The following is a 13,544-nucleotide window of genomic DNA, read 5'->3' on the forward strand; positions in this document are numbered from 1 at the left end:
AACTCCTTCGCTGTGGTCATGGTCAGACTACTGCCCACAAGAGATTCAGTTGCTTAATATCTAAGTAAATGAGATTGTTTGTCACGTGGACAGCACTCGAACCGAGAACACCGCAGCCTGGGACCGCGTCGCCGCAGTCGTGACGCACCGTGGATCGTGGGCGATCGCGCTCGCCGTCCTCGTTCTGTCCGTCGCCGTGATGGGTCTGGTCGGCAGCAACGACTCCGCCGGCCAGTCACCGAACTCGTTGCCGACGTCGGCCGAGTCCTACCAGGTGGACGAGCTCCTCTCCCAGTTCCCCGACTCCGACACCGCACCCGTCATTCTGGTTCTGAGCCGCACCGATGGCGGTGACCTCACACCGGCCGACATCGAGGACGCAGCTGCCGCGCAGAGCCGGTTGATCGCCGTGGATCGCTCGGTACCGGACGAGCCCGGCCCGCCCCCGATCGTCGCACCCGACGGCAAAGCTGCGATTGCGCTGGTTCAGGTCGATTCCGAGTTGTCGGGCTTCACCCTCAACGAACTGATCACCGAACTGCGGTCCGCAGCAACCGAGGGCCTGTCGCCCGATCTGACCGCTCAGGTCACCGGCGGACCGGCCTTCGGAGCCGACATCGCGAACTCGTTCTCCGGTGCCAACTTCACCCTTCTCGCCGTCACCGCGCTCGTGGTGGCCGTCCTGCTCATCGTCACCTACCGATCGCCCATCCTGTGGTTGGTGCCGTTGGCCGTCATCGGTTTCGCAGACCGATTCGCCACTACCGTCGGCACCGCGCTGGCCGAGGTCACCGGTCTGTCCTTCGACGGGTCCACGTCGGGAATCACCAGCGTGCTGGTCTTCGGTGCCGGCACCAACTATGCGCTGCTGTTGATCTCTCGGTACCGCGAGGAACTGCGGCGCGAGCCCGATCATCGTCTCGCCCTGCGCCACGCCGTTCGCCAGGCCGGGCCCGCCATCCTCGCCAGCAACGCCACCGTCGTCCTGGCGCTGTTGACCTTGCTCCTGGCAATATTGCCCAGCACCCGCAGCCTGGGTGCCCTGGCCGCCGCAGGCCTCGTCGTGGCAGCGGTGTTCGTACTGTTCGTACTGCCGCCCCTGCTGGCACTGTGTGGCCCGAAGCTGTTCTGGCCCTTCGTCCCCAAGGAGTCCGACCGTGACACCACCACGGAGGGCGTCTGGCACTCGATCGCGGCAGGTGTTGCCCGACGCCCCGTGGCGACGGCCTCGGTGACCATCGTCGCGCTGCTGGCCTGCTGCGCGGCCTTGTTCGGAACGCAGATCGGACTCTCGCAGACCGAGCAGTTCCGTGTCACCGCCGAGTCCGTCGAAGGCTTCGACACTCTCTCGCAACACTTTCCGGCCGGATCCGCCGATCCGATGACGGTCCTGGCTCCCACCGCAGACATCGACGCAGTCATCGGCACCGCCCAGGGCATCGACGGTGTCGTGTCGGTCGATCGCGTCGCGGATTCCGACACCGGACTCACCCGCCTCTCGGTCGTCACCGATGCGGCCCCCGCGTCGGACGAGTCGTTCGCCGTCGTACAGGACCTGCGCGCCGCACTCGCTGGCGTGGACCGCGCACAGGTCGGCGGCAGCGACGCCAAGGCGCTCGACACCTCCGAGGCAGCGGCCCGCGACCGCCTCGTGGTGATTCCCGCGATCCTCGCGGTCGTGCTCGCCGTGCTCCTGGTACTGCTGCGTGCCCTCGTCGCACCCGTGATCCTGGTTGCCACAACGGTATTGAGTGCAGTAGCAGCGATCGGGATCGGCAGCTGGGTGAGTTTGCACGTCTTCGGCTTCCCCGCCCTCGACGACAACACCCCGCTGTTCGCGTTCCTGTTCCTGGTCGCGCTCGGTGTGGACTACACCATCTTCCTGGTCACTCGTACCCGCGAGGAGACGCCTCGGCACGGCACCGGATCGGCCATCGTGCGCGCCGTCTCGGCCACCGGCGGTGTCATCACGAGCGCGGGAATCGTTCTGGCAGCAGTCTTCTGCGTGCTCGGCGTCCTGCCCCTGATCACCCTGACCCAACTCGGCATCATCGTCGGACTCGGCATTCTGCTCGATACCTTCGTGGTGCGCACCGTCGTGATTCCCGCCCTGTTCACCCTCATCGGCCCGAAAATCTGGTGGCCGAACAGAATCGATTCCAGCGAGACCGTAACCACAACCGCAACACAAGGAGCGAATTGATGAACATCCGTACCGCACTCGGACGCACCGCAATTGCCGGAGTATTGGCCGCAGGCGCACTGCTGACCGCGGCCCCGGCTCAGGCGCAGCCGGTCGGTCCACTGGGATCGGTCGGCCTGGAGCCGCTGGCTCCGATCCCGTCACTCGATGTCGAGCGCTACCTGGGCACCTGGAACCAGGTTGCCGCGGTGCCACAGCCGTTCAACCTGATCTGCGCTCGTGACACCCAGGCGAACTACCAGATGATCGACGAAACCAACATTCGCGTCGAGAACACCTGCACCACCTGGACCGGCGGCGAGAACCGCATCGTCGGAAACGCCAGGGTCAACGACACCGTCACCAATGCCCAACTGCACGTGAGCTTCCCGGGGGTGCCCACCCAGGAGAGCCTCGACGGTCCGACCAACTACATCGTCGCCTACATCGCCGACGACTACTCGTGGGCGTTCGTCGGAAGCCCCAACCGCACATCCGGATTCGTGCTCAAGCGCACGCCCGACGTCAGCGTCGAGCAGTTCCGTGAGATCCGCGGCGTCGTCGAATCGCTGGGTTACGACTCGAACTTCATCACCACGACACCCACCCCGGGTGGCGCGACGACCATTCAGCAGCTCTCGACGGTGTAAGTGCGGCGGAGCCGCAGTGGTGCGGTTGTGTGCCGTGGAGGGCGCACAACCGCACCACTGCCGGAGGCACTCAGCTCGCGGACAGGATCGAGATCGCGAAGATCAAGCTGTCGCCCGGCTCGATTCCGGCTGCCGGATTGCCGGTCGCGTATCCATCGGCCGAGGTGACCGCCACGGCGACGGTCGAGCCGACGGTCTGTCCGGCGATGGCCTTCTGGAAGCCGGCGACGACTCCGTCCAGTGGAAATTCGATCGGTGCACCCCGCTCGAAGCTGCTGTCGAACGTCTCTCCGGTACGTCCGTTGACGCCCACGTAGCAGACCGAGACCTCGGCGTCGGACGCAATGACCGGCCCGTCCCCCGCTGTCAACGTTTCGACCTGGGTCTCGGCGACGCTGAACGGGGTGTCGACGGTGACCGCGGGCGCGGCGGTGTCGGTGGATCCGACGACGGCGATGCTGCCCGAGTCCCCGTCGAGGGTCCAGTCGGGGGTGGCCGCGGCGTCGGGTGCCGCTGTGGGACAGGTGCTAGAGGCGGCCGGGGCACCGGCGGCGGACGAAGCCGAGGACGTGGCCGAGGACGAGGCGTCGGAGTCCGAGCTGCACGCACCCGTCAGCAGGACGAGCGAGACGGAGGCGGCCAGGAACATGGTGCGGGTGTAGGAGTGATTCACCGCGCCCACGCTACAAGTACCGCCCCCGATGCCCGTCACACTGCGGCGCGGAGTACTTCTGCGGCCGGAGTGGATGCTCGACCGATCAGGGCCTGCAGGTCGCCGGAGTCGGTGTCGAGCTCGCCGCGCGCGATTCCCGCATCTGCGCTGGCCAACATGGTTGCCACGAAGTCGGGCAGTCCTGCGCCCTGGAGGATCGCGGCGTACTCGGACTCGGAAACGTCCTTGTAGGCGATCGACTTGCCGGAGATCTCGCCGATGACGGCCGCGAGTTCGGCGTAGGTGAGGCGTTCGTCGCCACCGAGCTCGTAGATCTTTCCGCCCTGATCGTCGAGCGTCAGCACGGCGGCGGCCGCGTGCGCGAAGTCGACGCGGGACGCGGCGGCCAGCTTGCCGTTTCCTGCCGCGCCGAGGAGCACGCCGCCCTCGATGGTCTGTGCGAGCGAGCCGAGGTAGTTCTCCCAGTACCAGCCGTTGCGCAGGAACACCGCGGGAACGCTGGACGCGGCGAGGCGTTCCTCGGTGGCCTTGTGCTCGGGCGCGAGGCTCACTCCGGATGTATCGGCGGCCAGCAGGCTCGTGTAGGCGATGAGGCCGACTCCGGCTGTCTCGGCTGCCTCGATCACGTTGGTGTGCTGTGCAATTCGCTGACCTACCTCCGAACCCGAGACGAGCAGCAGCTTGTCGACGCCTGCGAGAGCTGCCGTCATCGCGGCCGAGTCGGAGTAGTCGGCAACCCGAACCACGACGCCTCGTTCGGCCAGTGGCGAGGCCTTGTCTGCGTTTCGGACCACCGCCACGATCTCGGCGGGTGCAACGCCACGCTCGATGAGTGCGTCGACGACGAGGCCGCCGAGGTTGCCCGTTGCTCCGGTTACCGCTGTGGTCATGATCGAGCTCCTGAGGTTGAGGTTTCAAGTACTCTCCCACTATGCACTTACTTTTCGTGCAGTGCAACCCCCATGGTCATCACTATGCCTTTCGCATGCGCTAGCATGGAGGTATGTCCGAGGCCACCGAATCACTCGAAGCGTCCGTCTTCGCGCGGGACTGTGCGTCGAGGCAGACGTTGCAGAACGCCACCAGCAGGTGGGGCGTGCTCGCGCTCGCGGCGCTCACCGAGGGTGATTACCGGTTCAATGCGTTGCGCCGACGCGTCGACGGCGTCAGCGAACGCATGCTCTCGCAAACTCTGCAAACCCTGGAACGGGATGGCCTCGTGATTCGCACCGTGCAGGGGACCATTCCGCCCAAGGTGGAGTACAGCCTCACCCCGCTGGGACGCGAAGTCGGTACCCGATTGAGCGATCTCATCGAACTCATCGAGGGCAACATGCCCACCGTCCTCGAATCACGCGCCGAACACGACACTCGCTGATCGACCGAGCTCACCCGGGTGGCGTCACCAGGCACCACTCGTTGCCCTCGGGGTCGAGGAGCACCTGAAAGGATCCCGCCGCGTCGGAGTGCCGGTCGCCGAACACCGACGCACCCATCGCAATAGCCTGCTCGACAGCAACGTCGATGCTCGGCACGTCGACGTCGAGATGGAGTCGATTTTTGACCGACTTGCCCTCCGGGACCCGCTGAAACGCCAGCCGGGTGAAGCCGGGAACGTCGACGTAATGCCAGCGGTCGTCGCGTACTGCGGGTTTCCCACCGAGCACGCCGGCCCAGAATTGCGCGAGCAACGCCGGATCCGAGCAGTCGAAAACGACCTCATCGATACGTCCGATCATCAAGCAATCTTAGGGACCGACCACACTCCTCAACACTGTTACCTCAGCGTTATTCTAACGAGACGTTTTCGAGATATTGCCGAACCCCCGCTGCGCCCGGGCGGGTCGAGACTCGGTATCAGGGAGTCGGGTCCCCAGTAACACGGCCCAGCGACCGTCACGCTCGGCACACCGGTGCCGACGCACCGATCTCGGGAGGCATTCACCATGTTCCACACCAAGAGGATTGTCGGCGGAGCCGCAGCATTCGGATTCGCCTGCGCGTTCGCGGCACTGGTACCCGGCACCGCATCAGCAGCGCCGGTCGCATGCACCACCGCACCGGGAGGGGCGGATATCGCTGCGATCCTCGGAGGATCGCAGTGCGACAGCTCCGCAGACGTCGCGAGTGCAGCGGCCGGCCTCGGCCTCGAGGGGTGGGGTTCGGCCGAGGCAATGAACAACGCCGCAGCCCTTGCACTCGGACTGAACGGTGGAACCGCAGTCAGCAACGGCAGTTTCGGTGGTGCGCCTGCAGCGATCGCATTCGGCCCCGGTGCCGTGGCACAGAACACGGCAGCCGGCCTCGGGCTCTCCATCGCGGTGGCAGCACCGGGATCCACCGTCACCCTCACCCCGACCGGCGCGGTGTGCGACGGTGCCGGAATCGCGGGCAGCTTCACCACCCTGCAGGGCTGCATCGGCTGACGTGCGCCACGGGGGGCGAGTGCGCGATATGGATGTCACCGACGGCCGCGTGATCTAGAGTCTGAATGACCCACAGTCTCGGTCACCCACAGTCTCGGAACGCGAGTCGGCAACGACCCGCTGAACAAGGAGTTCGACGGCAATGATGTCCTACCTGCTCTACGACATTCTGCTCCCCCAACTCGGCCACGACGTCGCGTCGTACTGGGCACACCTGCTGGTTGTCGCCCCGGTCTGAGACCTACGACCCGATACGACAAAGCATCCCCGCTCGGCCACGCAGGCCGGGCGGGGATGCCTCGTTCGAAGGCGGGATCGAATCAGACGGGTTGGGGCAACAGCCGCGTCAGCACATCGGACAGTGTCACGACGCCGACGCTGCGCGCCGGATCGTCAGCGGCAGCAGAACCGTCGACCACCAGCGCCAGGTGGTGCCTGGTCTCCCGCATCGACTGCAGCGCAACGTACACCGGGGTCGTCGACTCCAGCGTGTACGCCGGACGCGTGATCTCGGCGAGGGTCTGCGGTGCGGTCAACGTGTCGCGGACGTGCACCACGCCCTTGACCACATCCGCGTCGCTGACCAGGATCCGCAGATGCCCCGAGCGACGCGAGGCCTCACGCACGTCGTCGATGGTCGCCGTCGACGGTACCGACGTGGGCTTGCCGAACTCGCGCACCAGGTCACCGACCGTCAGCTCCTGCAGTTCGAGCGCACTCGAGATCTGCGCCTGGTAGCTGGCATCGAGAGCACCGACGTTCACCGAATGCTCCACCAGCTGACGCAGATCGTCCGCGTTCTGGCCCGTGCCCACGGTGTCGGCCGGCTCGACGCCGACCCGCCGCAGGCACCAGTTGGCCATGTTGTTCAGCGCCGTCAGCACCGGACGGGTGAGAAACATGAAGCCGCGCATCGGGATTGCGAGCATCGTCGCGGACTTCTCCGGATGGGCGATGGCCCAGGACTTCGGAGCCATCTCTCCGACCACCAGGTGCAGGAAGGTGACGACGATCAGCGCGAGCACGAAGCCGAGAACGTCGGCGAACCAGTACGGCAGGCCGCCGCTCTCGAACAACGGCGTGAGCCAGTAGTGCACGGCCGGTTTGGTCGTCGCACCGAGACCGAGGGTGCAGACGGTGATACCCAGCTGGGAGCCGGCGAGAAGGACGGTCAGCTCGGACGAGCTGCGCAGAGCTGCCCGCGCAGAGCGTGAATTGGGAGCGGCGTCCTCGAGTCGGTGCCGCTTGGCGGCCAACAGCGCGAACTCGACGGCGACGAAGAAGGCACTGGCAGCGATGAGGCCGATCGTGACGGCCAGGAAGACCCAGATGTTGCTCATCGGTGCACACTTTCCTTCTTCTCGGCCGACTCGTCGTCGTGCTCGGGGTCACGCTCGCCGAGCGTCAGGGTCAGCAGGGACGGGACGTGGCTGTCGATCTCTTCGATTTCGAGGATCACGAAGCGAACGGGACTCTCCTCGTCGTTCGCCAGATCGGCGTTGTCCGGTGGCAGGTCCACTTCGATCCGTTCCCCGACGTCGGGGAGAGATCCGTTGTGCGCGATGGCGAAACCGGCGATGGTCTCGTAATCGCCCTCGGGCAGATCGATGCCGATCGCTCGCTCGACCTCGTCGACGTGTACCTCACCGGCCATGGTCCAGCTGCCGTCGTCGGCACTGACCGGGCTCGGATCGGACAGGTCGTCGTCGTGCTCGTCGGTGATCTCGCCGACCAGTTCCTCGGCCAGGTCCTCGATCGTGATGACGCCGGTCAGACCGCCGTATTCGTCGATCACACAGGCCAATTGGTTCTTCGTCGAGCGCAACTCGCGCATCGCGTCGGGCAGGCTCTGGATCTCCGGGAGGATCAGCGCGTCCCGCGTGAGCTCGGAGATCGGGGTGGACCCCGGCACCGTCGCGGACAGGACGTCCGCGAGATGGACGACGCCGACGATGCCGTCGTCCTCGTCGAGCACCGGATATCGAGAATGCTCCTGGCCCATCAGAGCCGCGACCTCGGCGAGGGTGTCGGTGTCTCGGACCGTGGCCGAGCGCGAACGCGGGATCATCGCGTGTTCGACTGTGCGAGTTGGGAAGTCGAGGATACGGTCGAGCAGTGTCGACAGTTCGTCGGGCAGATCGCCTGTCTCGCGTGAGTCCGAGACGATGTGCTCGAGGTCGCGCAGGCTGGCCGAATGCTCCACGTCGTGCACCGGCTCGATCTTGAGCGCTTTGAGCAGCAGGTTCGACGACTGGTCGAAGATGGTGATCAACCAGCCGAAGAGTTTGAGGTAGATGGTGGTCGAGAGCGACAGCCAGCGGGCCACCGGCTCGGGACGCGCGATGGCGAAGTTCTTCGGAAACAGTTCACCGAAGAGCATCTGCACGAATGTCGCGAACGTGATCGCCAGTACGGCACCGAGTCCGACACCGACGGCCGTCGGAACCCCGACGCCGCCCAGTATCGCGCCGAACGACTGCCCGATCAGCGGTTCGGCCACGTAGCCGACGAGCAGGCCGGTGACCGTGATGCCCAACTGCGCACCGGACAGCATGAAGGAGGTGCGTTTGGTGACCGTCAACGTCCGAGCCGCGACGGCGTCACCGGCCTCGGCGCGAGCCTTGAGCCGGGAGCGGTCGACGGTCATGTACGCGAATTCCTGGGCTACGAAGTAGCCGGTCGCGACGGTGATGAGAAAAACGACGAGCAGGCCGAGCAAGAGAGTGAGCACTACGCTCATTCGCCGGACACCGCCTCGCACGTAGTAGCCGTAGTGCGGGGAGCCGTGTCCGGCCCGGGTTTATCGCTGTCCATGATTCCTCAGGGTCGTGTGGTGAGAGTTTTGTCCGATACTACCGTGCGACGTCGTGGTCACGGTGCCTTGACGACAAGAACGGGCACCGGGCAGTCGAGCAGCACTCGCTGCACGGTGCTGCCCATCAAGAACTTGCCGACCGCGGATCGACGCTTGGAACCGATGACGACCATTCCCGCACCGACGTCCGCGACGAGGTCGACCAGCGCGCCGGCCGGGTCTCCGCCGTCGGGTTCCACTCGAACCGTGGTCGCGATACCGGGCAGAGTCCGTTCGACCTCGGCCTGCGCGGAGTTGCGGTCGTCCGCGGACACCGAATCCCGGTCCACCACGGACAATACGATCAACGGAGCCTGACGAAGTTCGGCCTCGGCGGCACCGCGACGCAACGCTTCCTGCCCCTCCGGTGTGTTGCTCATCGCCACTGCCACTGCGCTCGCTACCGACACGTTCTCTCCCGTTGTTCGTTGCTCGTTGGTCGTATCCACCGAGGATCACCTCGGAGAGTTGTGAACTGGACTAATCAGACAAACTGTATCTAACCTGACGCTGTGACACACCACACGAAAGGTCTCTGATGGCGATATCGCCCACACTGCTACGGACGGTCGGAGCATTGGTGGTGGTGGGAGCGGTGACCGTGGCAGGTATCGATGCCGCTCGCAGCGCCAGCGGCTCGGACGCACGAGCGAAACTGACGCTGATCGCGCCCGCCGCCGCAGGTGGCGGATGGGATCTCGTCGCCCGTGAATCGCAGCAGGCACTGCGCAGCGACGGCATCGTCAACAACGCCCAGGTCGTCAACGTCCCCGGTGCAGGCGGCACCATCGGTCTGAGCCAGCTCGAGAACCTGAGCGGGCAACCCACCACCGTCATGATCACCGGCACCGTCATGCTCGGCGGCATCGCGATCAACAACTCCGAGACCACTCTGGCCGACACCGTCCCGATCGCGAAACTGGCCGAGGACTTCGAAGTGTTCGTCGTGCCGAGGGATTCACCGATCCAGAATCTCGAAGACATGATCGAGGCGTGGCGGGCGAACCCCGGAGGACTTCCGATCGGCGGCGGTTCGCTCGGCGGCATCGACCACATCGTCGCGGGCCAGTTGGCACAGGAAGCCGACATCGACCCGGCCGCAATCAATTACATCGCCTACTCCGGCGGCGGTGAAGTACTCACGTCACTGCTGTCGAACACCGTCGGCGTGGCAGTGAGTGGGTTCAACGACTTCCGCGATCAGATCGAGGCGGGCAATGTGCGCGCACTCGCAGTCGCCGCGCCCGAGCCCCTCGAGGGATTCGACGTGGACACGTTCATCGAACAGGGGTACAACGTCGACCTCGTCAACTGGCGCGGAATCGTTGCCCCACCCGGCATCTCGGACGAGGACCGACAGACGCTGGTCGAGATCGTCTCCGAGATGGTCGAGACCGAACAGTGGGCCACGGCCGTCGAACGCAACCGCTGGAAGGAATCGGTTCTGACCGGAGACGAATTCGGAGAGTTCCTCGACGTCGAACAGACACGTATCACCGGAATTCTCGAGGAGTTGGGACTGGTATGACAACGACGACCACCGACACGGACACATCCCGATCGTTCTGGACGGGCCGCAGTGGACTGATCGTTCCGGCGCTGCTCGTCGCACTCGGAGCCTTCCTGGTCTACGGAACCGTCACGATGCAGGTTCCACCTACCGCCACATCACCTGGCCCGCAGGTCTTTCCGGCCATCGTTGCAGGAGGCTGCTTCGTCGTCGCCCTGCTGGTCACCCTTCAACTGTTGATCAATCCCGACGTCGTCGACCGTGGGGTGGACGGCGACGGCGTGCCGCACACCGGCACCGTCAGCAACTGGCGAACCCTGTCGATCACCGTCGGATCGGTGGCGGTGTTCATCGCACTGCTCGATCCGCTCGGGTGGGTTCTCGCCGGCGCGCTGCTGTTCTGGGGTGTCTCGATCGGATTGGGCGGTCGCCGTTACGTATTCGACGCGGCCGTCGCTCTGCTGGTCTCGAGCACGGTTCAGATCGCATTCTCCGCGGGCCTCGGCCTGACCCTCCCCGGCGGCGTTCTCGCCCAGATCTTCTGACGGAGCTGAACTTACGATGGATTCACTGAGCAATCTGATCGACGGGTTCGGCACCGCGCTGACCCCGATGAACCTGGTCTGGGTGTTCGTCGGCGCGCTGCTCGGCACCGCCGTCGGCGTCCTACCCGGTCTCGGCTCCGCCATGGCGGTGGCCCTGCTGCTGCCCGTCACCTTCACCCTCGACCCCACCGCAGCGCTGATCATGTTCGCCGGCGTGTATTTCGGCGGCCTGTTCGGCGATTCCATCTCCGGCATACTGATGAACACACCCGGCAACAGCACCGCGATCGCCGGGACGTTCGAGGGGCACCGGATGGCCAAGAACGGCCGCGCCCCACAGGCTCTGGCCACCTCCGCCATCGGAGCGTTCATCGGCGGCATCGTCGCCACCACCCTGGTGGTGTTCTTCGCTCCCACCCTCGCGTCGTTGGCGACGAACTTCGGCCCCGCCGAGTACCTGGCCCTCGCGGTGTTCGCGTTCATCGCCACCTCGGCCGTGGTCTCGGACTCGGCCCTCAAAGGCCTGACCGCACTGCTGATCGGCCTCACCCTGGCCGTGATCGGCATCGACGGCCCCTCGGGCGCTTCACGATTCACGTTCGAGGTACCCGCCCTGTTCGACGGCATTCACATCGTCGTCATCACCGTCGCGATGCTCGCGCTCGGTGAGGTCATCCACATCGCGTCCAAGATCGGTCGACCCGAGGATCGCAGCCTGATCAAGTCGCAGGGACGCCCCTGGCTGAGCAAGGCCGAGTTCCGCGATGCGATGCCGGCGTGGTTGCGCGGCACGGCATTCGGTGTGCCGTTCGGTGTGATCCCCGCAGGTGGTGCCGAAGTGCCGAGCTTCCTGGCGTACGGCACCGAGCGCAGACTCGATCGCAAGCGCACGAAGCCGATGTTCGGAAAGGGTGCCATTCGCGGTGTCGCGGGACCCGAGGCAGCCGGCAACTCCACGGCCGGTACGGCCATGGGAGCGCTTCTGGCCCTGGGTCTTCCGACGTCGGCGACGGCGGCCATCATGTTGGCTGCCTTCCAGCAGTACGGCATGCAGCCCGGACCGCTGTTGTTCGAGCGCAGCGGCGACATCGTCTGGGCCCTACTGGCCAGCCTGTTCGTGGCGATGATCGTGCTGTTGATCCTCAACCTGCCGTTCGCACCGTTGTGGGCGCAGTTGCTCAAGATCCCGAAGAACTACCTCTACGCCGGCATCTCGGTGTTCGCGGCCCTCGGCGTGTACGCATCGAGTGCCTCGATCGTGGATCTGATCTTCATGCTCGGGCTCGGCATCGTCGGATTCATGATGCGCCGATACGACATTCCGTTGGCACCGGTGTTGATCGCGGTGATCCTCGGCCCGCTGGCCGAGGAGTCACTCCGACGCGCACTGGCCGTCAGCGAGGGCGACCCGTCGATCCTGGTCGGCAGCGCGATCACCATCGTGCTCTACGCACTGATGATCATCGCCGTGGTGTTCTCGATCGTCAGCAAGATCAGGGCCCGCAAGACCGCCGACTTCTAGTGCGCTCCGCGCAGTGGTGCGGCTCTGTTCTCGGGTCGTTCCGCAGGCTCCACCCCTGCGTGCCCTCCGGGGCACTCGACCGCACCACTGCCGCAGGCACTCTCAGTGCTGCAGGGCCGGGTAATCCGTGTAGCCCTTGGCACCATCGGTGTAGAAGGTGCTCGGATCGGGCTCGTTCAACGGCAGATCCTCGCGCCAGCGGTAGGCGAGGTCGGGGTTCGCGATCGCCGGACGGCCGACGACAACTGCGTCGCCGATTCCGTTGTCGAGGAGTGAAAGCGCCTCGTCGCGGGTGGTGATCTCACCGAAGCCACTGTTGACGAGCACCGGTCCGCCGAACGCCTGTCGCAGACCCTGGACGAGATCGCCCGACGGATCCTTGTGCAGCACACTGAGGTACGCCAGTCCCAGCGGCGCGAGCCGCTCGACCAACGCACGGTAGGTGGCGCGCACGTCGTCTGCGTCCGTCTCGAGCGCATCCTGGATGTTGTGCTCGGGTGAGATGCGAATTCCGACCTTGCCCGCTCCGAGAGCAGCGACCACTGCTTCGACGACCTCGGCCACGAAGCGCGCCCGGTTCTCCGGCGAGCCACCGTAGGCGTCGTCGCGCTGGTTCGAGGCGGGCGAGAGGAACTCGTGCAACAGGTAGCCGTTGGCACCGTGAATCTCGACGCCGTCCATTCCGGCGGCGATGGCATTCTTCGACGCCTGCACGAAATCTGCGATCACGGAGGGCAATTCGTCTTCGCGCAGCGCACGCGGGGTGGGGTACGGCTTCTTACCCTCGTAGGTGTGGGTGTCCCCCTCGATGGCGATGGCACTGGGTCCGACGACCTCGTGGCCACCCGTCGTCGCCTCGTGCGTCACCCGACCTGCGTGCATCACCTGCGCGACGATCAGTCCGCCGTCGGCATGGACCGCGTCGGCGACATTGCGCCAGCCGGCGATCTGCTCGTCCGTCACCAGGCCCGGCTGACCCGGGAAGCCCTGGCCGGCGTGGCTCGGGTAGGTGCCTTCGCTGACGATCAGCCCCAGCGATGCGCGCTGCTTGTAGTGCTCGACCACCAGCGGGCCCGGCACACCGTCCTTGCCGGAACGCACGCGTGTCAACGGGGCCATCACCAACCGGTTGTCGAGCTTCAGCTCACCGAGTGCCAACGGGGAAAACAACTTCATGAATCT

General features: G+C 65.6%; 14 protein-coding genes. 7 read left to right on the plus strand and 7 right to left on the minus strand.

The features are described 5' to 3' along the window. Positions 1-139 precede the first annotated feature (139 nt). Together NY08_RS12955 and NY08_RS12960 are read left to right on the plus strand one after the other, a co-directional pair. Entirely contained in the window at positions 140-2,203 is a 2,064-nt protein-coding gene (locus NY08_RS12955; protein ID WP_442970840.1) for an MMPL family transporter, read from the plus strand. After that, complete coding sequence (locus tag NY08_RS12960; RefSeq protein ID WP_045196754.1) at positions 2,203-2,832, plus strand: lipocalin family protein; 630 nt, start codon at positions 2,203-2,205, stop codon at positions 2,830-2,832. Before NY08_RS12955 ends, NY08_RS12960 begins: the two co-directional genes overlap by 1 nt. A 70-nt stretch (positions 2,833-2,902) precedes the next feature. Here the strand turns inward: NY08_RS12960 and NY08_RS12965 are convergent, their stop codons facing one another. Beyond that, positions 2,903-3,481, minus strand: a complete 579-nt coding sequence (locus NY08_RS12965; RefSeq protein WP_045200327.1) for an FKBP-type peptidyl-prolyl cis-trans isomerase — start codon at positions 3,479-3,481, stop codon at positions 2,903-2,905. A gap of 59 nt (positions 3,482-3,540) precedes the next feature. Then, a complete protein-coding gene (locus tag NY08_RS12970) occupies positions 3,541-4,395 on the minus strand; it encodes an SDR family oxidoreductase (RefSeq protein ID WP_045196757.1) in 855 nt (284 codons plus the stop codon). Positions 4,396-4,508: 113 nt separating this feature from the next. On the opposite strand from NY08_RS12970, the gene NY08_RS12975 reads away from it, so the two are divergent. Continuing rightward, positions 4,509-4,883, plus strand: a complete 375-nt coding sequence (locus NY08_RS12975; RefSeq protein WP_032395975.1) for a winged helix-turn-helix transcriptional regulator — start codon at positions 4,509-4,511, stop codon at positions 4,881-4,883. A 10-nt stretch (positions 4,884-4,893) separates the two neighbouring features. On the opposite strand, the gene NY08_RS12980 is transcribed toward NY08_RS12975, so the two are convergent. Next, positions 4,894-5,244: a VOC family protein gene (locus NY08_RS12980; RefSeq protein ID WP_045196759.1), complete on the minus strand. Its 351-nt coding sequence runs from the start codon at positions 5,242-5,244 to the stop codon at positions 4,894-4,896. A gap of 207 nt (positions 5,245-5,451) precedes the next feature. Between NY08_RS12980 and NY08_RS12985 the strand changes: the two genes are divergently transcribed. Then, positions 5,452-5,931: a DUF6764 family protein gene (locus NY08_RS12985; RefSeq protein ID WP_032395976.1), complete on the plus strand. Its 480-nt coding sequence runs from the start codon at positions 5,452-5,454 to the stop codon at positions 5,929-5,931. Between the two features lie 320 nt (positions 5,932-6,251). On the opposite strand, the gene NY08_RS12990 is transcribed toward NY08_RS12985, so the two are convergent. From NY08_RS12990 to NY08_RS13000, 3 genes are all read right to left on the minus strand, one after another. Next, positions 6,252-7,271, minus strand: a complete 1,020-nt coding sequence (locus tag NY08_RS12990; protein WP_032395977.1) for a hemolysin family protein — start codon at positions 7,269-7,271, stop codon at positions 6,252-6,254. Further along, the gene (locus NY08_RS12995; protein ID WP_045196762.1) at positions 7,268-8,671 is read right to left on the minus strand and encodes a hemolysin family protein; all 1,404 of its coding nucleotides are present in this window, start codon (positions 8,669-8,671) and stop codon (positions 7,268-7,270) included. The genes NY08_RS12990 and NY08_RS12995 overlap by 4 nt, the downstream gene beginning before the upstream one ends. 131 nt (positions 8,672-8,802) lie before the next feature. Next, a complete protein-coding gene (locus NY08_RS13000; protein ID WP_235386894.1) occupies positions 8,803-9,234 on the minus strand; it encodes a universal stress protein in 432 nt (143 codons plus the stop codon). 89 nt (positions 9,235-9,323) lie between these two features. Here NY08_RS13000 and NY08_RS13005 point away from each other — a divergent pair, with 89 nt between their 5' ends. The 3 genes from NY08_RS13005 to NY08_RS13015 are packed head-to-tail and all read left to right on the plus strand — an operon-like array spanning position 9,324 to position 12,362. Then, positions 9,324-10,313 carry a Bug family tripartite tricarboxylate transporter substrate binding protein gene (locus tag NY08_RS13005; RefSeq protein WP_032395980.1) on the plus strand — a complete coding sequence of 330 codons (990 nt, stop codon included), beginning with the start codon at positions 9,324-9,326 and terminating at the stop codon, positions 10,311-10,313. After that, positions 10,310-10,840: a tripartite tricarboxylate transporter TctB family protein gene (locus NY08_RS13010; protein ID WP_045196764.1), complete on the plus strand. Its 531-nt coding sequence runs from the start codon at positions 10,310-10,312 to the stop codon at positions 10,838-10,840. The genes NY08_RS13005 and NY08_RS13010 overlap by 4 nt, the downstream gene beginning before the upstream one ends. Before the next feature lie 16 nt (positions 10,841-10,856). Further along, positions 10,857-12,362, plus strand: coding sequence for a tripartite tricarboxylate transporter permease (locus NY08_RS13015; RefSeq protein ID WP_032395982.1), 1,506 nt, complete (start codon positions 10,857-10,859; stop codon positions 12,360-12,362). 102 nt (positions 12,363-12,464) lie between these two features. On the opposite strand, the gene NY08_RS13020 is transcribed toward NY08_RS13015, so the two are convergent. Then, positions 12,465-13,538: an alkene reductase gene (locus tag NY08_RS13020; RefSeq protein WP_045196766.1), complete on the minus strand. Its 1,074-nt coding sequence runs from the start codon at positions 13,536-13,538 to the stop codon at positions 12,465-12,467. Positions 13,539-13,544: the final 6 nt, after the last annotated feature.

This window comes from Rhodococcus sp. B7740 (assembly GCF_000954115.1).
Classification (GTDB): Bacteria; Actinomycetota; Actinomycetes; order Mycobacteriales; family Mycobacteriaceae; genus Rhodococcoides.

What these genes read in the sequence shown, in the direction of transcription:
- NY08_RS12990 (WP_032395977.1), bottom strand. Translation starts at nt 7,271, where the DNA reads ATGAGCAACATCTGGGTCTTCCTGGCCGTCACGATCGGCCTCATCGCT.
- NY08_RS13015 (WP_032395982.1), top strand. Translation starts at nt 10,857, where the DNA reads ATGGATTCACTGAGCAATCTGATCGACGGGTTCGGCACCGCGCTGACC.
- NY08_RS12970 (WP_045196757.1), bottom strand. Translation starts at nt 4,395, where the DNA reads ATGACCACAGCGGTAACCGGAGCAACGGGCAACCTCGGCGGCCTCGTC.
- NY08_RS12960 (WP_045196754.1), top strand. Translation starts at nt 2,203, where the DNA reads ATGAACATCCGTACCGCACTCGGACGCACCGCAATTGCCGGAGTATTG.
- NY08_RS12965 (WP_045200327.1), bottom strand. Translation starts at nt 3,481, where the DNA reads ATGTTCCTGGCCGCCTCCGTCTCGCTCGTCCTGCTGACGGGTGCGTGC.
- NY08_RS12985 (WP_032395976.1), top strand. Translation starts at nt 5,452, where the DNA reads ATGTTCCACACCAAGAGGATTGTCGGCGGAGCCGCAGCATTCGGATTC.
- NY08_RS12980 (WP_045196759.1), bottom strand. Translation starts at nt 5,244, where the DNA reads ATGATCGGACGTATCGATGAGGTCGTTTTCGACTGCTCGGATCCGGCG.
- NY08_RS12975 (WP_032395975.1), top strand. Translation starts at nt 4,509, where the DNA reads ATGTCCGAGGCCACCGAATCACTCGAAGCGTCCGTCTTCGCGCGGGAC.
- NY08_RS13005 (WP_032395980.1), top strand. Translation starts at nt 9,324, where the DNA reads ATGGCGATATCGCCCACACTGCTACGGACGGTCGGAGCATTGGTGGTG.
- NY08_RS13010 (WP_045196764.1), top strand. Translation starts at nt 10,310, where the DNA reads ATGACAACGACGACCACCGACACGGACACATCCCGATCGTTCTGGACG.
- NY08_RS12995 (WP_045196762.1), bottom strand. Translation starts at nt 8,671, where the DNA reads ATGAGCGTAGTGCTCACTCTCTTGCTCGGCCTGCTCGTCGTTTTTCTC.
- NY08_RS13020 (WP_045196766.1), bottom strand. Translation starts at nt 13,538, where the DNA reads ATGAAGTTGTTTTCCCCGTTGGCACTCGGTGAGCTGAAGCTCGACAAC.